This is a genomic window from Fodinibius sp. GM108 (assembly GCF_058386985.1).
Genome location: NZ_JBYEIR010000003.1, coordinates 92054 through 114462, shown reverse-complemented (window position 1 = coordinate 114462; position 22409 = coordinate 92054). Strand labels below are relative to the sequence as shown.

General features: G+C 42.7%; 15 protein-coding genes and 1 tRNA gene. 15 read left to right on the top strand and 1 reads right to left on the bottom strand.

Annotated features, from left to right (window positions below; all coding sequences use genetic code 11):
• The first annotated feature begins 26 nt into the window (after positions 1 to 26).
• The 15 genes from ACT3ID_RS06515 to ACT3ID_RS06445 all read left to right on the top strand — a co-directional run bounded on the left by ACT3ID_RS06515 (position 27) and on the right by ACT3ID_RS06445 (position 21934).
• Entirely contained in the window at positions 27 to 1283 is a 1257-nt protein-coding gene (locus ACT3ID_RS06515; RefSeq protein ID WP_491541195.1) for a glycoside hydrolase family 172 protein, read from the top strand.
• Positions 1284 to 1298: 15 nt separating this feature from the next.
• Positions 1299 to 2516 carry a hypothetical protein gene (locus tag ACT3ID_RS06510; protein WP_491541194.1) on the top strand — a complete coding sequence of 406 codons (1218 nt, stop codon included), beginning with the start codon at positions 1299 to 1301 and terminating at the stop codon, positions 2514 to 2516.
• 34 nt (positions 2517 to 2550) lie between these two features.
• Positions 2551 to 4359: a glycoside hydrolase family 2 protein gene (locus ACT3ID_RS06505; RefSeq protein WP_491541193.1), complete on the top strand. Its 1809-nt coding sequence runs from the start codon at positions 2551 to 2553 to the stop codon at positions 4357 to 4359.
• Positions 4360 to 4374: 15 nt separating this feature from the next.
• Complete coding sequence (locus ACT3ID_RS06500; RefSeq protein ID WP_491541192.1) at positions 4375 to 5772, top strand: sulfatase family protein; 1398 nt, start codon at positions 4375 to 4377, stop codon at positions 5770 to 5772.
• 58 nt (positions 5773 to 5830) lie between these two features.
• The gene (locus tag ACT3ID_RS06495) at positions 5831 to 7387 is read left to right on the top strand and encodes a sulfatase (protein WP_491541191.1); all 1557 of its coding nucleotides are present in this window, start codon (positions 5831 to 5833) and stop codon (positions 7385 to 7387) included.
• A gap of 205 nt (positions 7388 to 7592) precedes the next feature.
• A complete protein-coding gene (locus ACT3ID_RS06490; RefSeq protein ID WP_491541190.1) occupies positions 7593 to 10130 on the top strand; it encodes a PA14 domain-containing protein in 2538 nt (845 codons plus the stop codon).
• Positions 10131 to 10182: 52 nt separating this feature from the next.
• The gene (locus ACT3ID_RS06485) at positions 10183 to 11325 is read left to right on the top strand and encodes an aldose epimerase family protein (protein WP_491541189.1); all 1143 of its coding nucleotides are present in this window, start codon (positions 10183 to 10185) and stop codon (positions 11323 to 11325) included.
• Positions 11326 to 11380: 55 nt separating this feature from the next.
• Positions 11381 to 13018 (top strand): sodium/sugar symporter, encoded by a 1638-nt coding sequence (locus tag ACT3ID_RS06480; RefSeq protein ID WP_491541188.1) that lies wholly within the window; start codon positions 11381 to 11383, stop codon positions 13016 to 13018.
• A gap of 35 nt (positions 13019 to 13053) precedes the next feature.
• Entirely contained in the window at positions 13054 to 14235 is a 1182-nt protein-coding gene (locus ACT3ID_RS06475) for a galactokinase (protein WP_491541187.1), read from the top strand.
• 36 nt (positions 14236 to 14271) lie between these two features.
• Complete coding sequence (locus ACT3ID_RS06470) at positions 14272 to 15312, top strand: UDP-glucose--hexose-1-phosphate uridylyltransferase (RefSeq protein WP_491541186.1); 1041 nt, start codon at positions 14272 to 14274, stop codon at positions 15310 to 15312.
• A 174-nt stretch (positions 15313 to 15486) separates the two neighbouring features.
• On the top strand, positions 15487 to 16347 hold the full coding sequence (locus ACT3ID_RS06465) for a hydroxypyruvate isomerase family protein (RefSeq protein ID WP_491541185.1): 861 nt from the start codon (positions 15487 to 15489) through the stop codon (positions 16345 to 16347).
• Between the two features lie 260 nt (positions 16348 to 16607).
• A complete protein-coding gene (locus ACT3ID_RS06460) occupies positions 16608 to 19490 on the top strand; it encodes a PAS domain-containing sensor histidine kinase (protein ID WP_491541474.1) in 2883 nt (960 codons plus the stop codon).
• A 143-nt stretch (positions 19491 to 19633) separates the two neighbouring features.
• Positions 19634 to 20146 (top strand): type IV pilus modification PilV family protein, encoded by a 513-nt coding sequence (locus tag ACT3ID_RS06455; RefSeq protein WP_491541184.1) that lies wholly within the window; start codon positions 19634 to 19636, stop codon positions 20144 to 20146.
• Between the two features lie 15 nt (positions 20147 to 20161).
• Entirely contained in the window at positions 20162 to 20800 is a 639-nt protein-coding gene (locus tag ACT3ID_RS06450; RefSeq protein ID WP_491541183.1) for a hypothetical protein, read from the top strand.
• Positions 20801 to 20830: 30 nt separating this feature from the next.
• A complete protein-coding gene (locus ACT3ID_RS06445; RefSeq protein ID WP_491541182.1) occupies positions 20831 to 21934 on the top strand; it encodes a hypothetical protein in 1104 nt (367 codons plus the stop codon).
• A gap of 279 nt (positions 21935 to 22213) precedes the next feature.
• On the opposite strand, the gene ACT3ID_RS06440 is transcribed toward ACT3ID_RS06445, so the two are convergent.
• Positions 22214 to 22288, bottom strand: a tRNA-Val gene (locus ACT3ID_RS06440).
• Positions 22289 to 22409 lie beyond the last annotated feature (121 nt).

Here is a 22409-nt window from a genome sequence, read left to right as displayed (position 1 = left end):
GAAAATAGATCTTGAACAACTACAAAATGAAAAACAACATGTACCGCAAAATCAAAAAAATAAGCTTTTACATTTTTACTGCTGTTCTTGTTTTTTGGATGGGCAGTTCATCAGCATTCGGACAGGAATCGGATAATCTAATGATGGACCTGGCGAAAATTAAAGAAGGAGTCCAGAGCAAACGAGTCAGTAGCTATAACACTAACGGAGCCAACCGCGACCGTTTCGAAGACATCAAGGATGGCGAAACCAGAACGATTATGGATGTCGATGATACCGGTATCATTAATCATATCTGGATAACCATTGCTCCGCCGCCGAATGTACTGAGTCGCAATGACATTATCCTGCGCATGTATTGGGATGGGGAAGAGGAGCCCAGTGTGGAATCGCCTATCGGTCCGTTTTTTGGTCAGGGCTGGGAAGAAACGTATCCCTTCAACACCATGCCACTGTCGGCGGGACCCCGGGACGGTCGATCACTGGTCAGTTATTTTACGATGCCGTTTTCCGAAAACGCCAGAATTGAGATAGAGAATCAAACCGGGCGGACCATAAATGCTTTCTATTTCTATATTGACTATGTGGCAATGGATGAACTTCCGGAGGAAATGGGCCGCTTTCATGCACAGTATCGCCATGAGCTTACGGATCCGATGGAGGGCTCTCCAAAATCCACAAAAGACAAGGTTCAAGGTATTGCTAACAATCTTCGTGAAGAAAAAAATACCACCGGAGAAGGAAATTATCTGATTGCCGATATCGAAGGCAAAGGCCATTTCGTGGGTGTGAACTACTATATTCATTCGCCTATAACCGCCTGGTATGGTGAAGGCGACGACATGTTCTTTATTGATGGAGAAGAGTGGCCGCCCTCGTTGCACGGTACAGGAACTGAAGATTACTTTAATACAGCCTGGGTGCCGAAAACGAAATTTGTGCATCCATTTTTTGGACTTTCACGGGTGAATAACGGAACAGGCTGGCTTGGCAGAACACATACCTATCGATTTCATATCACTGATCCTGTTTACTTCGATGAGTCCATAGAATTTAGTATAGAACATGGGCATAATAACAACCTGACTCTGGATTTATCCTCAGTATCATACTGGTATCAGGAAGAACCGCATAAGCCATTTCCGCCGCTCCCGTCCAAAGAAGAACGTGAGCCTAAAAACTTTATAAATCCTGCGGATATCCAAAAATGGCGGCAGGCCTGGCAGCGTCAGTTCGAAGAGGACTCCGTGATATGGGGTAAGGAACAACCTGAAAATAACTAATCAATTTATACAGCGATGGAAAAGATTATGTCCCTTTGTACCAGCCTGATTTTAGCTTGCTTGGTTTTTACTTCACAAGTCGCGGCGCAGGATTATAAACCTTTGGAAATGGGCGTAAATGTTAACGAGCGTCCACACTGGCTGAAATCCGAAATGTTGGAGCAAACAAAGACGACTTGGACCCGTGCTTTTATTGAGGCCTCACATTATATCAAAGGTGATCGGGCATTAGATGATGATTTCAGAGTGGATGCGCTGCACCGGGTAGCCGATGAAGGCTATAAGATAATTCTTTCCATTAAATGGAATCTCAAAGAAGCCGGCTGGCGCGTTCCTGAACCCGGCAGTGATGAGGAACAAGAATGGCTAAAATTTGCCGAAGATTTATTATATGAACTGGAAGGAAAGTTAGATAAACTTGTGCTGGTGAATGAGTTGACCATAGATACACCTGAAGAAGATTTACAGCCGAACCAGGAGGGAGTTATTCCTTTTGTACGGTTTCAGAAGCGACTGCTGGATCACGTCAGCAGTCTAAAACCTAAAGGTGCTGGCGGTGAGCCTCTTCCAATTTATGCCGGTGGTTTTACGCGACTGGATCAGCAAAAACAGCAAGATCGTCCTGCTAATCGTGCGGTCATCGAATGGGTGAATAAAGACGAACGGTTGGCCGGGGCTAATTTTCATATTCATCAGCCTGATTACAAAACCACGGTAGAAGCTGTTAAGTTTGCACGTGAAGCTATGCCGGAAAAATCTCTCATAACTACTGAGTTTTCATTGATCTGGAAATGGAGATCTCATTTGGGAGACGAAATCGGTGCAACAGAGGCCGGCAAAGAGTTTGCAGAAAAATATGATTTAGATCCGGAGATGACGGTCGCCGATTATTCCACACATGTATTTGCTAATCCTGTTTCTTATAATGAATGGCGTGATTTCTTACAGTCTCAGCAATGGTATGAGCCGGATTATCTGGATGTGATGGGGCGACTTTTGGAGAACTACGGAGTGGATGTGGCAACTTATGCTTTCACGCAGAACCCTGATCCCAACGTAGACAGGAACCCGGAATTTAGCGAAAAGTCCACGCCTTGGTATATTCACCAACTTCTGATGCCGCAGACTATTCAGTCTGATTCACAGGAAACACCGGTAAACTACGGCATGTTTGACAGTTTTGTCCGCTGGCAGAAAGTGACTGAAATCCTAAAACCTTCAACTGTTAACTAATTTCAGAAACCGAAAATATTAAGGGAATAAACAGATGATTAAAAATCAAAAACTGTTAGCAATTTTATTTTTGTGTCTAATTTTGCCCCTGTCAACTTTTGCCCAAGACTGGAAGCCGGCAGATAATCCACTGATGACGCGGTGGGCAGGGGAGGTAAATCCTGATGAGCCCTTGCCCGAATATCCGCGTCCGCAGTTAGAGCGAGACGAATGGAAAAACCTGAATGGCCTCTGGGAGTATGCTGTAGTTCCTCTTTTAGAGGAGAAGCCAGAAAATTGGGACGGCGACATTTTAGTTCCATTCGGTATTGAATCGGCTCTTTCCGGTGTGAAAAAACGAGTAGGGCCCGATAATAAACTCTGGTATCAAAAAACATTTACGGTGCCAGAGGATTGGGATCAAGAACGTGTGATGCTGAATTTCGGCGCTGTGGATTGGAGAGCTGAGGTTTGGGTTAACGGTATGAAAGTTGGCAGCCACGACGGGGGCTATACGGCGTTTTCGCTGGATATCACCGACGCCCTGAATGAAGAAAATGAGCAGCAAATCACAATTTCTGTTTGGGATCCGACCGACGATGGTTTTCAGCCCCGAGGCAAGCAGGTAAGGGATCCCCGCGGAATATGGTATACTCCCACAACTGGTATTTGGCAGACTGTGTGGCTGGAGCCGGTGCCTGAAGTAGCGATCGAAGATCTGGAAATGACGCCTGATATCGACAATGAGAATCTGGAGCTTAAGGTGAAAGGCAGTGCTGCAGATCAGGATTATACGGTAAGAGCAACAGCCTATGATGGTGAGACCAGTGTAGGCGAAGTTGAAGGCAGTCTTGGAGAAGATCTGGAGCTGCCCGTTGAAAATATGAAGCTCTGGTCTCCCGATAATCCATTCCTGTATGATTTAACCGTATCGCTCCATCATAATGGTGAAAAAGTGGATGAAGTAGAAAGTTATTTCGGGATGCGGGAAATACGCATTGGTGAGGCTGATGATGGCTATGTACGTCTTTTCCTCAATGATGAACCGCTTTTCCACTTTGGACTTCTTGATCAGGGCTTCTGGCCGGACGGTATCTATACGGCTCCCACTGACGAAGCTCTGAAATATGATATCCAGGTGACGAAGGACTTAGGTTACAACATGATCCGAAAACATGTAAAAGTAGAACCCAATCGCTGGTATTACTGGGCCGACAAAATTGGTATTTTGGTCTGGCAGGATATGCCCAACGGCGATCGTCACATCCGACGCGGCGAAGAAGATATCGAGCGGGTGGCTCAGTCGGCCTATAACTATAAGCACGAGCTTAAGGAGATGATTGAACAATATGGCAATCATCCTTCAATTGTTACCTGGGTACCATTCAACGAGGGTTGGGGACAGTTTCAAACTAAGCGTATTGCTAAGTTAGTTGAAGAACTTGATCCGAGCCGACTGGTTAATGTCGTAAGCGGCTGGCAGGATCGGGGTGTGAGTGACATGCACGATATTCACCAATATCCGGGTCCCGATATGCCTGAACCCGAGGAAGATAGGGCTACTATCTTAGGTGAATTCGGGGGTGAGGCTCTTGTAGTTGAAGATCATCTTTGGATACAGGATTTCTCCCGCGCTCCGGGACACTATGAAACATCCCAATCTGAAGATGAGCTATTCAACACCTATGAAATTATGCTTAATGAAGTTATGAAATTGAAAGAAAAAGGTTTGGCCGGAGCTGTTTATACCCAAACTACCGATGTTGAGTCAGAGGTCAATGGAATAATGACCTACGATCGGGAAGTCATCAAGTTTGATAAAGAGTTTCTGCAAAACCTGCATGAGGAATTAATAGAAAATTAAATAGCCGAGCCAGCTATGACCGGTCATCGTATGGACAGCGTGCATTTTTTACAAAAAATAGCACTGGGTTTGTTAGGAATGGTATTGATCCTTCATGCCCATGCTTTCGGATTGGAGCATGACAGCGATCCGCCCAACATCGTGCTGTTTTTGTCTGATGATCATGCTCAAAGGGATGCCGGCACCTATGGCAATGATGTCATCAATACACCCAACGTTGATCGGTTAGCTGACCAAGGTATGCAATTAAATAAAGTTTTTGCCATTACGCCGACTTGTGTACCGTCTCGTGCTTCTATTTATACCGGACTTGCTCCGCACCGGCACGGTTCTCACGAGAATCACAGCCGTATAGACAAGGGGGTTCGAACGTTGCCGCACTACCTGTCTGACCTGGGTTATAGAGTGTTGCTAGCAGGTAAGACCCACGTAAAGCCGCTCAATGCCTATCCCTTCGAATATCTTGATACTGAAGGAGACTGGAATGCGGTTATCGTTGATAAAGGGAGTGAAGTAGAACAGTTTCTGTCGGACGAAGCGGCCGGTGATGAACCTTTTGTTCTGGTCATAGCCACGAATAATCCACACGTTCCGTGGCCGCGTGAAAACGAGTACGATCAGGCAGATGTGAATCTGCATCCATTTCTGCTCGATACCGAAGATACGCGAAAAGCGATGGCGAACTATTACAGCGATGTAACAAAGATGGATCGCGAATTAGGCCGTACGCTGGATCTTCTTGATGAAAACGGTCTTACAGAAGAAACGGCTGTAATCTATACCTCTGATCATGGTCCTCAGTTTCCCCACGGCAAGTGGGAACTGTATGATTATGGCATCAAGGTGCCGTTTATTATTCGCTGGCCCGGAATGGTAGAACCAGGTGCTACAAGCGATGCGATGGTAAGTTTAATAGATCTTTTGCCGACGATTATAGAGATGGCCGGAGGTACAATGCCCGAAGATATCGATGGGAGAAGTATTCTTGATGTTGTTACGGGGCAAACCCGTGATCATCGTGAAGAGATTTATGCGACACATACGCGGGATCTCAATATGAATTATTTTCCCATGCGTACCGTCCGGACCGATCGCTACAAATATATCCTGAATCTGGCCCCGGAAAGGGCTTTCACCAATCACATTACAAACTCCAACAATTTTGAAGAAAACGGAGGCGAGCAGCTATGGGATTCATGGTTAAAATTAGCCAATCAGGATTCTGAGGCAAGAGATAGAATCCGCTTTTACCAACACCGTCCGAAAGAAGAACTGTATGATTTAAATGAGGATCCTCATGAACTGAATAATCTGGCCGAAGATCCACAGTATGAGGATATAAAAAATGAATTACGCCAGAAACTTGAAGAATGGATGGACCAACAAGGCGATGAGGGGAGAGGTGCATGGTGAATATTTATGGATAACAGAAATTTCAACTAGCTAAAAAATGAAGACAAGGTCTAAAATTATGAGCAAGACAAAATTTAATGAGCAACCGCATAGCATACTATTATGGTCGTGCCTCTTGCTGATAATGCCGTTTGTATTTTCAGGATGTAACAACAGTGCCGAAGAGCAAGGGCAGCCAAATGTATTGTTAATTATGGTCGATGACCTGAAACCCGCACTCGGCGCTTATGGTGATGAGACGGCTATAACGCCGGAAATGGATGAGTTGGCCAACGAGGGGATGCGGTTTGATGCAGCCTATTCGAACCAGGCGGTATGCGCACCTTCCCGATATAACCTGATGCTGGGTAGTCGATCTACCTCAACCGGTATTTATAACTTCGGACGAAATCCCCGCGATTTTTATCCGGATGCCACTACGCTGCCGCAGTATTTTAAAGAAAACGGCTATCATTCTGAAGCTATGGGCAAAGTTTATCATATTGGACATAATACGTACGATGATTCCGCATCATGGAGTGTGGACTCTTATCACGATAAGGTTATTGAATACAATGATCCGGAAAGTACGCCCGAGGGAGATGAGCTGACCAGAGAGGAAGCTCTGTTCTCAAACAGAAGCTGGGATTTCGCACGTTCTCTCGAGCGCGGTGCTGCCTGGGAATCCCCGGAAGTGGCTGATACAGCATATGCCGACGGACGCGTTGCACAACGAGCTATAAATCGCCTCCGGGAATTAGGTGACAACTCCAAGCCGTTTTTCCTTGCCGTGGGATTTGCACGTCCGCATTTACCTTTCTCGGCTCCGCAGAAGTATTGGGATATGTATGATCCGAGTGAGTTGCCGATGCCTCAGATCGAAGAGATGCCGGAAGGTGCACCGGAATACGCCGGAAAGACGGGTGGAGAAATTGCACAGTATTTTCCCGTACCGACTAATGAAGAGTATGATGGAGATGAGCCATATTCTGATGAGTTGAAACGAAATCTCATTCACGGATACTATGCCAGTACCACTTATGCCGATACGCAAATAGGAAAAGTACTGAATGCCCTGGAAGAACAGGGGCTTGATGAAAATACTATCGTAGTACTCTGGGGCGATCATGGCTTCCACCTCGGTGAGTTAAATATCTGGACCAAGCATGTAAATTATGAAATGGCTAATCGGATCCCGCTCCTTATAAAAGCACCGGGAGTGACCGAGTCGGGATCAAGTACTGAGCAGCCTACAGAAACGGTTGATATTTATCCCACGTTGGCAGAGTTGGCAAATTTACCCATTCCTGAAACAGAGCAGCCGTTTGATGGGGTAAGTATGGTTCCTGTACTTGAGGATCCGGAAACACGCGTCAGAGATTATGCCTATCACACCTATCCTCGCGGAGGAAAGATGGGCCGGGCCATCCGGACCGATCGTTACCGTCTGGTAGAATGGAAGGAGATAGGTGCTGATCCCGAAACGGCAGAGATTGAACTTTATGATTATTCCGACGGATTAGTAGAAGAAGAAAATATTGCTGATGAAAATCCGGAACTGGTTAAGGAACTCCGGGCTATCCTTGACCAACAGCCGGAAGCAACGAAACCGCGTCCCAGGAGTGATTGGGAGTAAGGAACTATGATTGGCATTCCGTTTTGGGAATGTCAACCACTTCTTCGGAAATTAATTGTAGTATTTTGGTAAAACAATAGTTCTTGAGAACCTTTTTTATAATTACTGCAGATAAATATTCTTGCAAAATAAAGTGAAATGATTATTTTAGCAGTACTTAATGTTATCGATAACATAGCCCTGTAAAGAAACTAACAAAATAACGATGAGATCATTTTTCATTTTTATAGTCAGTGCTTTATTCGCTTTCAGCTGTACGCCAACGCAACAAACTCAAAAAGCGGAATCAAGCTCCGATGATGATAAGATCACAGAAAGTGACTGGGCACCCGCCGAAGGACCTTTGGAAACCCGGTGGACAAAGGATGTTTCTCCGGATAATGTTTTGCCCGCATATCCGCGTCCACAGATGGAACGTGAAGACTGGAAAAATCTGAATGGTCTCTGGCAGTATGCAAAGGGAGAGGAAGTTAAATCACCTCCATTTGGCCAGGAACTGGAAGGAGAGATTTTAGTTCCTTTTGCCATTGAATCTGCTTTGTCTGGCGTTCAAGAGCGGGCCGACAGTCTGTGGTATCGTCATACTTTTGATATACCCGCTGACTGGCAGGAAGAACGGGTGCTGCTTCATTTTGGTGCGGTGGATTGGGAATCTACGGTATATGTGAATGGCAGTGAAGTTGGAAATCACAAAGGCGGATATGACGCTTTTAGTTTTGATATAACAGATTACCTTCGGGAGGGAGCCGAAAACGAAGTTATTGTAAAGGTATTTGATCCGACTGATGACGGTGATCAGCCACGTGGCAAACAGGTTAAAGAGCCGCAGGGAATCTGGTATACGCCTGTTACAGGTATCTGGCAGACGGTTTGGCTGGAACCGGTTTCCGAAAATTATATCTCTGACTTACGTCTGACTCCGAATGTGGACAATGAGGAGCTGGAAATTACTGCCGAGGTTATGGGAACTAATAATCTAACCGTCAGAGCCACCGGCTATGCCGGAGATGAAGAGATTGGCAGTGCCGAAGGGAGTGTCGGAGAACAATTTTCATTAGCTGTACCCGAACCACAGTTATGGAGTCCTGACAATCCCTATCTCTATGATCTTAAAGTGGAGCTTTTGAAAGATGGAGAGATAGTTGATGAGGTCAAAAGTTATTTCGGAATGAGAAAAATCGAAATAAAGAAAGATGAAGATGGCAACGAAAAGATATTTCTGAATGATGAATTTACCTTTCAGTTAGGTCCGCTGGATCAGGGATATTGGCCGGACGGACTTTATACTGCGCCCACTGATGAAGCCCTGCGTTATGATCTGGAAATGACGAAACGGATGGGCTTTAACATGAATCGAAAGCATGTAAAGATAGAGCCCGACCGCTGGTATTACTGGGCCGACAAGCTGGGTGTTTTAATTTGGCAGGATATGGTCACAGGTAGTAATACCACTGAAGAAAGCAAAGATCAGTATAAGCATGAGCTGAAAGAGATGGTCACCCAATTTTATAATCATCCTTCCATCGTGAACTGGGTGATTTTCAATGAAGGGTGGGGACAGTTTGATACAGAATCTATTACCAATGAAATAGAAGAGCTGGATCAGTCTCGCATCATCACCGATGCCAGCGGATGGCAGCACTCTGGCGAAGGCGATATCATCGATATTCACCGATATCCCGGACCGGCTGCACTTAAACCCAAAGAGAACAGGGCGGCTGTCGTCGGTGAGTTTGGTGGCGTTGGTTATATAATCAATGATCACATCTGGGGCGGAGGCGGCTGGGGCTATCAGGATATTATCCGCAAACCTGAAGCCTATATCGATCGGTACGAAGAGCTGGTCCATAATCTGCGATGGATGAGTGAAGAATATGGTATGAGCGGCGGAGTATATACGCAGATTACGGATCTTGAGACCGAGCTGAACGGCATGCTGACCTACGACAGAGAAGTAGCCAAAGCTGCGCCTCAACAGTTTGCATCGGTTAATAAAGGAGTGACGCCCTATATTCATCCCGCAGATGGTGATTTTATGGATGAAGTAGAAGTTGAGATTATGAACTGGGCTGACGACACGGAGATCCGGTATACCCTTGATGGAAGCGATCCTGATACTGCATCAATGCTCTATGAAGGTTCCTTTACGCTTACTGATTCTGATACCGTTCGGGCTCGCAGCTTCAAAAATAATGTCCCTGTCGGCTATGGTCATTCTGAAATTTTTACAAAAGTAGATGGCAGAGAGCCCGATCTTAAAACATCCGAAGATTTGTCGCAGGGAGTATCTTACACATATTTCGAAAGTCCGGATAATGATCAGACCAGATACCGCAAACATTGGCCATTGCGTAACCAGTTGAGAGGACCTAAACAGGTGCTCGATCCCAAATCAGAAGGTGTAAGCGAAAACTTTAATCTCTCGGAGCGAAATCGCGATGAGTTATTTGCTTTCGAATTTAACGGCTATATAGAAATTCCTGAAGATGGAGTCTATACCTTCCATATTGCTGCTGACGATGATGCTAAAATGTATATCGGCGGGGAACAGATCTTTGATCGCCTGGGCCAGTCACCGGACACTGCATATGATTCCGAACGCGTGGCTTTAAAAGTGGGCCTGCACGAAATTGAATTGCGATATTTTCAGGCTTATGGTCCGTTTGAACTTGGTGTAGAGCTGGAAGGTCCCGGAATTGAAAGGCAAGAAATCCCGGGTGAATATTTATACCTGCAAAAGTAACATTTAGCTAAAATAACGATAACCAATTTTGAATGATCCCGGTACAAATGATATGAGAATACTATTAACATTTCTGATTTCTCTTTTGATGATAAATTTGACTAGCTGTAATGATCAATCTGAAAATACACAAATCGATTTGCCTGTAACCAGCGAAGATTTCAAAACGAACATAAATGGGAAAACCACTGATCTGTTTACTTTAGAAAACAGTAATGGCATACAAGTAGCTATTACAAACTATGGCGGTCGAATTGTTAGCTGGCTTGCTCCGGATAAAAATGGCAATTTCGATGATATAGTACTGGGATTTGACAGCATCGATGGATATCTGAATGCTAATGAAGTCTATTTTGGAGCGTTAATCGGGAGATATGGCAACCGTATTGCCAGTGGAGAATTCAACCTCGACGGACAAGATTATGAGTTGGCCACCAATAATGGTCCCAACCACCTTCACGGCGGACCCGGCGGATTTCACAACGTGGTTTGGGATGCACAGCAGCTTGACGATCAACATTTGGTGTTAAGTTACTTTTCCGAGGCTGGTGAAGAAGGTTATCCCGGAAATCTGAAAATAAAGGTACACTATATTTTAACCGATGATAATGAGCTTAAAATAGATTACACTGCTACCGCCGATCAAACAACAGTAGTCAATCTGACGAATCACGCATTTTTTAACCTGGGAGGAGCTGCCTCAGGGACTATCAATAATCATCGGGTAACTATAAATGCTGATGAGTTTACACCTGTTGACTCTACGCTGATTCCCACCGGAGAGATAGTATCTGTTAAAAACACTCCCTTTGATTTTACAAAATCCAAAACCATTGAGAACGATCTTTCCGAAGATAACCAACAATTAGCTAATGGAGAGGGATACGACCATAATTTTGTACTGAATAAGAAAGAAGACCAAACATTATCTCGGGCTGCGGAAGTTGTCGACCCTGAATCAGGAAGAGTACTGGAAATATTTACTACAGAACCGGGTATTCAATTTTATGGGGGTAATTTTTTAGATGGTTCTGATACTGGTAAAGAAGGAGAACCTTATGAATATCGCACTGCCTTTTGCCTGGAACCCCAGCATTTTCCGGATTCTCCCAATCAGCCACATTTTCCGTCGGTGGTTCTGGAGCCCGATAGCATTTATAATTCGCTCTCGATTTATCGACTTTCGACGAGCTGAAAAAAATCATTTATTTATCCTGTAATTTTTTATCAGAAAATAAACTATTTGAAATATGGAATTTTCCACAATTGATACGATTGTATTTTGTGGTTACGCCTTACTTATTGTTGCCCTGGGACTATGGGTTTCACGGGAGAAAGAGGGACACCAAAAAGATGCAACAGACTACTTTCTGGCTGGTAAATCTCTTCCCTGGTGGGCTATTGGTGCTTCCCTTATCGCAGCAAATATTTCTGCCGAGCAAATTATCGGAATGTCGGGATCAGGGTTTGCAGTAGGACTTGCTATTGCTTCTTACGAATGGATGGCAGCGGTTACCCTGATTATTGTCGGTAAATACTTTCTGCCTATTTTTATTGAAAAGAAAATCTTCACCATTCCCGAATTTGTTGAAAAGCGATTCAATACAACACTAAAAACTATTTTAGCTGTTTTCTGGATTGCGCTATTTGTCTTTGTAAATCTTACTACAGTACTCTATTTAGGTGCATTAGCCCTTGACACCATTATGGGTACAGGCGACGGCAGTTTAATGACATATGCTCTTATCGGATTATCTGCAATTGCCGCTGCTTATTCTCTATATGGAGGGCTTTCAGCTGTTGCATGGACCGACGTGTTACAGGTTGGACTTTTGGTTCTGGGCGGTTTTGTAGTGACTTTTGCCGGCCTTTACAATGTTACTCCCGAGGGGGGAATTATAAACGGGCTGGTACATGTGTATGATGTAGCCGGAGAAAAATTTACTATGATTCTGGAGCAGTCAAATCCGGAATTTGATAATCTGCCGGGTATTGCCGTTTTAATAGGCGGTCTGTGGGTGGCTAATCTTTATTACTGGGGATTCAACCAATACATCATTCAGCGAACACTGGCCGCAAAATCGCTCGAAGAGTCCCAAAAGGGGATTATCTTTGCTGGATTTCTCAAACTGCTTATTCCACTGATTGTGGTCATCCCCGGAATTATTGTTTACGTACTGTTTAATCAGCCAGAAGGAACTACCGAAATTCCGGGAATAGTTGATGCTTTTACTCAACCGGATGGAAGCATTCAATATGATAATGCCTATCCCTGGCTTATGAAGGTGTTTCTTACACCGGGCTTTTTAGGATTGGTTGTTGCTGCACTGGCGGCTGCTATTGTCTCGTCAATGGCTTCGATGCTGAACTCGGTAGCTACAATCTTTACGATGGATATTTATATACCGTATATCAATCAGGACGCAACCGACAGAGAAACAGTCAATATGGGACGCATTTCGGCTGGGGTAGCTCTTATTACTGCTGGATTTATGGCACCTCAATTAGATAATGTACCCCAGGTATTTCAATACATTCAGGAATATACGGGCATGGTCAGTCCCGGAATACTGGCTGTATTTTTAATGGGATTATTCTGGAAGAAAACGACTTCAAAAGGTGCTATCTATGGAGTGTTGGCATCTATTGTAATTGCGGTGTTTTTGAAAACACCGGCCGTTGATCTCCCATTCCTGGATCAGATGTTTTACACCCTTATTAGCACTATAGCTATAATCGCTGGTGTCAGCTTAACAACGAATCCACATGATGAAGATCCCAAAGCCATTCATACGACTGCAGAAATGTTTCAAACTAGCCCTGCCTTCAATATCGGGGCATACATCATATTAATACTGACAGCAGTGCTGTATGCAGTATTTTGGTAAACTATAGTGATAAGCTTCTAGAACGATTTTAATAGATGCAAGAATTAACGCAACGAATAGCGACCGAGTTTTCAAATCGATTTAATGATGAATATATCCTGGTCAAATCACCGGGACGTGTGAATCTTATTGGAGAGCATACAGATTACAATGAAGGATTTGTACTGCCGGCTGCTGTTGATAAAAGTATTTTTTTGGCAATGAATGTTAACGATACCGATCAGGTTCGGTATTATTCTATTGACAAAGAGGAGGAATTTTCTACCGATATTTCCGGCACCATAAAAAAATCGGAGCGCGGATGGGCTAATTATCTTTTGGGAGTCGTTGTTGAACTTCGTAATCATGGATATGAAGTAGACGGTTTTGATTGTGTCTTTGGTGGCAATGTGCCTATTGGGGCAGGGATGTCATCATCTGCAGCGTTAGAGGGAGGAGTGTTATTCGGACTGACGAACTTGTTTGATCTTGAAATTCCGGCTGTTGAGATGGCTCGTATCGCACAAAAAGCAGAAAATGATTTCGTGGGCGTTCAGTGTGGTATTATGGACCAATTTGTTAGCCTTAACGGTAAAAAGGACAATGCACTTAAACTTGATTGCCGATCTTTGGATTATGAATACTATCCGTTTAATCCTGATGATGCACATATTGTATTATGTGATACGGGGATACGGCGTGAACTTGCTTCTTCTGAATATAATGTGAGACGATCACAATGTGAGCAGGGAGTGGCTGCCTTGAAGAAATATAATCCCCGAATAAAAAGTTTGCGCGATGTGGAGCTTGAATTATTGATGAGCCATGAGCAGGATATGGATTCCATTGTATTTAAGCGCTGCAAATATGTTGTTGAAGAAAATAAACGCGTACTCCAGGCTTGTACGGATTTGGAAAATAATGATCTGAAGTCATTTGGTCAGCGGATGTTTCAGTCGCATATCGGACTTCGTTACGAGTATGAGGTAAGCTGTAAGGAGCTGGATACGTTGGTTGATATCGCGTGGGGAATGGAGGGCGTAATCGGTTGCCGCATGATGGGGGGCGGATTCGGGGGTTGTACAATTAATCTGGTGGACGATGAGCACCTGGATCTATTTGTCAGTGAAATACAGGAAAAGTATGAACAACAGCTGGGGGATGAATTAAGTATTTATCAGACCAAAGTTTCGGGAGGTACGCATCTTCTGGAACAGGAAAATGTGGCATCGTCATAAACCTAAGCACAAAACTAAATTTTAGTTGTCAGTACTATGGAGCTTGATCTTAAAAATCATCCTCACCGGCGCTATAATCCACTAACAGGCGAATGGATACAAGTGTCTCCGCATCGGGCTAAACGCCCGTGGCAGGGACAAGAGGAGGAAACGCCGGGTGAGCAAAAACCAAAATATGATCCTGATTGTTATTTGTGTCCCGGCAACGACAGGGCAGGTGACGCCGAAAATCCGGAATATGATTCTACGTTTGTATTTACCAATGATTTTAGTGCCCTTAAACCGGATACGCCATCCGAAACCCTGAACACTGGTAACTTACTTGTTTCCGAAGGAGAGAAGGGGATCTGCCGGGTAATCTGTTTTTCGCCGCGCCACGATTTGACCCTGCCCGAAATGGAGCTTTCCCAAATTCGTGATGTTGTTGACCTTTGGGTGGATGAGTATACGCAGTTGGGGAATCAGGAGTATATTAATTACGTGCAGATATTTGAAAATAAAGGAGAAATCATGGGATGCAGCAATCCGCATCCACACGGACAGATTTGGGCACAGGATACCATTCCGGATGAGCCGGCAAAAGAATTGAGGCAGCAGACTGAATATTATAATGAGAATGGAAATACATTACTTAGCGATTATCTGGATCTTGAGCTGGAGCTCGATGAGAGGGTAGTTGTCCAGAATGCTCACTTCGTTGTCGTTGTACCTTATTGGGCTTTTTGGCCGTTCGAGACGCTCCTTATCAGCCGTCGTCCATTTTCACGTTTTACCGATATGACCGAAAAAGAAAAAGACGCTCTGGCTGATATCGTTAAACAGATTACGGTAAAATATGATAATGTTTTTGAGGTTTCTTTTCCGTATTCGGCCGGATTTCATCCCGCCCCAACTGATGGAGAAGATTACCCGCAGTGGCATTTTCATAAGCATTTCTATCCGCCTTTGTTGCGTTCTGCTACCGTTAAAAAATTTCGTGTGGGATACGAGATGCTTGGTAATCCCCAACGCGACATTACGCCCGAAGCCAGTGCTCATCTGTTAAAAGAGTTATCTGATGTGCATTATAAAAAGTAATAACTCCCCATCGGATGGCTGAGCTACCATCGGATGGCTGGTCTTGCCATCCGATGGATTGGAAAGGGCTGGGATTAAATCTTACCCATACGATTGCAACTTCAGCATTCAGATGTACATTACTAATTATATTAAGTAGATTTAGAGAGACTATCTTTAACCAAAACCACTACTGTGCCAATATCCCGAAAAAGAGCTCTGAAGAAATTAAGTGCGTTGGCAGGTACAGCTTTCTTACCTAACGTATCAGTATCTCTTTTCTCTGCTGAAAATAGTTCTATTATCAAACAGTCCGTTTCCCGATGGCCATACAATGACATCCCTCTGGATGAATTTTGCGCGGCCGTAAAAGAGATCGGCTTTCAGTCAGTTGAGCTTGTTGGTCCGGATGAATGGCATATACTGCAGAAGCATGATCTGCACTGCGCGATGGCTAATGGTGCAGAATTGGGACTAACAGAGGGATTCAATGATCCACAGCATCACGAGCAGTTGATTGCAAATTACGAGGAGATGATTCCCAAAGTTGCGGAAGCCGGATTTGACAATCTGATCTGCTTTTCCGGAAACCGGAACGGCATGGAGGATGAAATTGGGCTCAAAAACTGTGTGGAAGGATTAACACCGCTGTTATCCACCGCTGAAGAACATAATGTAACGCTATGTATGGAGCTGCTTAACAGCAAGATAGATCATCCCGACTATATGTGTGACAGCACTGAATGGGGCGTAGATCTTTGTGAGAGGATCGGTTCTGAAAATTTTAAGCTTCTCTATGACATCTATCACATGCAAATTATGGAAGGGGATGTGATTCGAACGATTCGGGAGAATATTGAATATATAGCCCACTTTCATACCGGTGGAGTACCGGGACGCAATGAAATTGATGAGACGCAGGAACTCAATTATCCGGCAATTATTAAAGCCATAGCTGATAGCGGCTATGAGGGTATGATTGGACAAGAGTTTATACCCACCTGGGATGACAAACTCGAATCGTTGGAGCAGGGATATAATATTTGTTCTGTATAACTTTTTTTATTCTGATCATCTGCCTTTTTAGTGCCACCTCGTCTTTTATTTATTTTTTGTTAAATTCTCAATCCCCATCAAACTTGATCTTGTAATCAATCCCAGAAAATGTATTTTATTAAAAAATATTAATGTACGTTGGCTGGTTGTTAAATCAAGGTTTTAAAAAATCTAAACTTTTTTTGTTTTTGATTTTTATACGACACAATTAAACCTGCCCGCATTTTCTATTTAATTAAAGGGATATCATTGTGAAGTCCATGCTGGGGTTGTGGAAGAAACCGGGTCAGTTGAAGATAATCGTCGTTTTTATAAGTCTGGCCGTTTTCTTGTTTTTCTCTACATATTACGGGACAAAGGTCTTGTCCAGTGTACGAGCTTATATAACAGGAGAGGGAATATGGTCAAAAGCCCAAAAAGAAGCTACACAACAACTTCTCGAATATGCTTTATATCAGGATGACAGGTACTATGAAAAGTTTAACGAAACTATAAAATTACAGTATAGTTTTTCCAGGGCGCGTGAGACAATAAACTCTTCCAATCCGGATTATGAAGTTGCGCGGAAAGGTTTCCAGGTGAGTAATTTATCTGATGATGATATTGAACTGATGATTTGGCTGGGCAGTTATTTTAACGACATGCCATATCTCAAAGAAGCGTTTAGAATTTGGGAACAGGGAGATCAACAAATAGCAAGATTAGACAGCCTCGCTAAAGATTTTCATCAAATAATACAATCTGATGATGTATCAGAGGAGACGAGAGATCGTTTCATCCATAATGTCCGAAGTATAGATGATCGCTTAACAGAGCTGGAGAATTCTTTTTCATCTACCCTCACTAAAGGAGCGAATAGGATCCATGATTTTATTTTCTGGATAATACTAGGATTAGGTATCCTGATTGTTGGAATAGGTTATGCTATAATTTCGAGCTATTTACGAAAAATAAATTCTTTGAATAAAGAATTGGCGGATCACTCGCTTGTGGCAGAAAAGACAACTGACCTGGTAATTATCATGGATTCTGCCGGACAAATACAGTGGGTTAATAATACATTTCAACAAGCCACAGGCTATTCATTAAATGAAATTAAAGACAAAACTCCAGCACAGGTTTTACATGGTCCTGAAACTGATTCTGAAGCTGCCCAAAAATTGCGAGACAGTATTAACCAAAAAGTATCTGTGCAGCAGAGAATTTTAAATTATACCAGCACAGGAGATAAAATATGGCTCGACGCCACCATAGATCCTGTTTTTGATGAAGAAGGAAATTGCACGCGGTTTGTTGCTATAAAACACGATGTTACTGAGCAGGTAAAGCAAGAAAAAGAGGTGAAGGAGAGCTTGGAACGGTATAATATCGCTTTTAAAGCCACAAGTGATACAATTTGGGAGCTCGATCTTAAAAAAGATAAAATCCGGTATAACGATGTGGTTCATGATATGTTTGGACACAGTAAAAAAGAAGTCGAAGAGGTAGATAACTGGTGGAAAGAAAATATCCATCCCGATGATCAGGAGTATGTATCTAACAATTTGAATGATGCCTTAGAGAATGGGAAGGATCGCTTCCAGTTGGAGTATCGATTCAGATGTGCAGATGGAACCTACAAATATATCTATGACCGGGCGTTTGTAGTTACCGTTGATGGAGAGCCTGTTCGTGTAATTGGAGCAATGCAGGATATCACAGAGCAAAAAAAGACAGAAGATGCCCTAAAGAGTAGTCGTCAGCGTATGGCAACATTATTTTCTAATCTGCCCGGTATGGCTTATCGTTGTATAAATGATGAAAACTGGGCTATGAAATTTTTGAGTGAAGGGTGTTCAGAAATAACAGGTCATTCGCCAGATACATTCGTTGATAATGAGACGCCTCCGGAGATGTTTTATGGAGATATCATTCACGAAGACGATAAAGAATATGTTTGGAACACTGTTCAAAAAGCAATAGAAGATGAACGACAGTATGAACTTACCTACAGGATTTATCATAAAGATGGAGAGATCCGTTGGGTATGGGAACGTGGTGTTATAGCTAATGAATCTGATGAAGAACTTTGTTTGGAGGGATTTATTTCTGATATCACTGATTGGAAGCGAACTAAAGAAAAACTGAAAAAGACCGAGCGGAAGATGAGGGAGATTATCGAATATAGTACGAATATGTTTTACAGGCATACACCGGATCATGTACTAACTTATGTGAGTCCACAATCCCGTCAGTTTCTCGGTTGCGAGCCTGAAGAAGCTAAAACACGATGGACGAAATTTGTGACCGATAATCCCATAAACAAAGAAGGGTTAAAACATACAGAGCGAGCTATAAATACCGGTAAAACACAACCCCCTTTTGAGCTCGAATTGCAGAAAAAAGACGGAGAGATTATCTGGGTTGAAGTTAACGAAGCTCCCATTGTCGAAGAGGGCGAAACAGTGGCTATTGTAGGATCTCTCACAGACATTACCGAGCGCAAAAAAGCTGAACAAGAAATTTCAGAAGCGCTTAAAGAAAAAGAAACCTTATTGGCCGAAGTACATCATCGTGTAAAAAATAATATGGCTGTAGTCTCCGGTATTATGCAATTACAAGCATTCGAAGAAGACGATCCGAATTTGAAAGAAAAGCTTTTTGCCAATGTGGCCCGGATTGGAACAATGGCATCAATCCATGAGAATTTATACGAATCAGAAAAATTTGCCACCCTTCAATTTTCAGAGAATCTGAAAACTATTGTATATAAGCTGATCAATACTATGCAGTCACAAACGGAAATTGCCCTTGATATCACGCTAGACTCCATTCAGCTCAATTTAAATCAGGCCATCCCCTGTTCATTAATTGTAAGCGAAGTAATTACAAATGCTTTAAAACATGCCTTTAAAGACAGGGAACAGGGTAAATTGACGATATCGCTGAAAAAAAATGATTCCGAAGTCGATCTGCTAATAAAAGACAACGGCGTTGGCTTCTCTGATGAGGATGGTAAACCAAAACCCGATAAATCACTTGGATTCCACCTCATTGATAAGTTATCAAAACAATTACAGGCTGAGTACAGTTATGCGTCATTAAATGGTAATGGTACGCAATTTCGATTACAGTTCAGGAAAGAAACTTTGGAACTGGAATAAGTGATTAGACTTTGAAGCTTCAAAATAAGGCCATCAAATCAATTGAGAGCATTTATGACACTAATATTAGAATTGGCCTTGATTTTTTGTGATAAACATTAACATTTCTTAATCTTTTTGAAAATAACGTAGCAAAAGACATTATGATTGGATACGGGGAATTACTACAGACGATCGGAGCTATGGTTATCTTCTCACTGATTTTGATCAGTGCTACCAGTTTAATCCAGAGAAATACCTATATGCAGATAGAGGGTGAGATGGAACGAGAGGTCATTGCAGTTGCCCAGGATATTATTGAAGAAGGCCGCACCCAGGATTTTGACGAGATAGTTGTGGGTAAGGCTCTACCACCTACAGATATTCCAGGGGATTTTACAGGACCTGGTTATTTAGGTCCTGAGGGTGAATCTACACGTTCTGAATTTGATGATTTTGATGATTACCATGAATGGAAAGAAGTGGTTAAGACTGAACATGGTGATTTCAACCTGTCAATAGAAGTATTTTATGTAGATGAATACTACCAACGTGTTACGTATCGAACCTCTTTTAAGAAAATGCAGGTACTTGTGACAAGTAGTTATCTCACCGGGGGAAGTGGTGAAGAGACAGAATACAACTTTGAGTTTATTCGAAATTATTATGCGGATTAATAAAATATTAAGCTTATGAATCTCGGACTCACAACAAGCTTTATTATTGGAGGTATTCTTCTGCTTTCTATCTTGGCGATGAACATGTCTGTCAAAAGCAGTTCTATTCAGCTAACACAACGGCAGATTAATCAGCAGAAACTTTCCTCGATATCCGATTTGGTGTCGCATGACATCCAAAAAATGGGTGCCGACAGAGAAGGGAAGACGGATAAAATTCTATTAGAGGCTACTGATAATCGAATTAAATTCAAAAGTAATATAGATAATAGTGGATCTGTAGAAACGGTAAGCTGGGAATTTGAAAAAGTTTCAGGTAATGAAGTTACGAGCACTGAAAATCCCAATGATTATGAGCTGATACGCACCGTACGTGATGCCGATACGGGTAATCTTATTGAAGAAACACCTATTCGGCTGGGAGTAACTGAATTTCAAATAAGTTACTTCGATCATTACGGGGCTGAAGTGGGTACAGATGACATGAGTACCCCTCTTTCTTCCTCAGAGATGGAAAATGTTAAGCAGCTGTATTTAAAAATTAATCTTCAAAGTCCGGAAAAACTGTACAATAGTCCCGGTGGTGATGGAAATTATATGCGCTCTGTTTGGGAGAAACGTTTTTCGCCCCCAAATCTTGAGAAAACGAATTAATAATTAATTTAAGGCCAAAAGAGGTTTGTTATGGGAAGAGCAATGTTAATTATTTGTGCCGGAACCTTGATATCGTTGGGAATTATCAGCATGAGCACATCTCAGCAAGGTAAGATGATGACAAATAATGCTGTTACGTATGCTAATGAAATTACAGCAAAAAATGCTGCACATACAGCAATTCAGGCGGCTATGCAGAAAATAAATGAGAAAAATCACCGTACTCATTCTGGTGATTGGGCGAATGAGCATGATGAATCCAATCCGTGGACACCAACTATTGATGGTTCCGAAATAACGTTGTATGTAGAATACTTGAATGGAGATTGGGATACAAATGAATATTTTGAGCCTGATTCTATTCGAATGGTTTCTAAAGCTACTTACATGAATAATTATGAGTCAGAAGTAGTTAGTGTGTACGAATATGGTGCTTTCAGCACCTTGGTGCCGGAATTTGAAGGAGCACTTCAGTTTCCTACAGGATATGGTTCGATAAACGTTGATGGCAATGCTCATGAAATAAACGGAACGGATAGTGAATGTAATGTAAGCAAATCGCCAATTACAGTTGCTTCGGATACAACGGAAACTGATTTGGAAAGTAAAGATCTGAATACGGATGCCAGCGATCCTGTTTCTGTTGATTCTTCATTAAACTATGAACCTACTGATGAGTTAATTGCCCGACTTGAAAATTCTGGTAACGCAACTACTGTCAATTCTGACTATAGTGAAAATTTGGGAACTGCTGATAACCCTGGTGTATTTTTCATAGATGGCAATGTTAAATTGACAGGCCAGCAAAGTGAGGGTTATGGAATTATGGTTATAAAAGACAGTGCCCATATGGATTATGAGGACTCTGATGGTAATACTGTAAGTATCAGGGGTAATTTTACTTTCAATGGTTTGGTTATCTTTGAAAATGCGCAGCTTTTTGATGGTCATGGTACTCCCACTATTAATGGTTCTGTATTAGTTGGAGACACTGAGGGTGCAACAGATATTGATGTGGATATTGGAGGAAATATTGGAATCAACTATAGTTGTAAGGGGGAGAAGTACTCTAAAATGGCAGCTGCAAACGCAACAGAACAGAATAAATACAGTCGTATAGTTACATATGAATGATCCTGCTTCCCACTTATATTCAGCTTAAGCAACAAAAACCCTGTAGGCTTTGAAGCTTACAGGGATCTTTGTATTAAGAGATAGCATTGCAAGCCTTTATGCAATAACATGATTTCTTGAAATAATTGGAAAAGTATCAGAGAGGTACACAGGCAGAACTGAGGAGGAGTGTCGTGCTGGATTCGAACCGCGAAGCACTGCTTCGCAATACAATAGTACAGCTTGTTGATAAATGGCAGAATAACAGAAAGGAAAACCGGCAAAGATGAGAGAAAAGAGTGGGTGCTGCTGGATTCGAACCAGCGACCTCTACCGTGTCGGGGTAGCGCTCTAAACCAACTGAGCTAAGCACCCAAATATATTATTGCTCTAAACCATTGAGCCTGCCCTCCAAAGCTTTAGCGTCGGAGGGCTAAGCACCCCCTTTAACAGAGCTTGCTGTCCGAAGCTTTGCGCGAAGGACAGCGCCTAATAT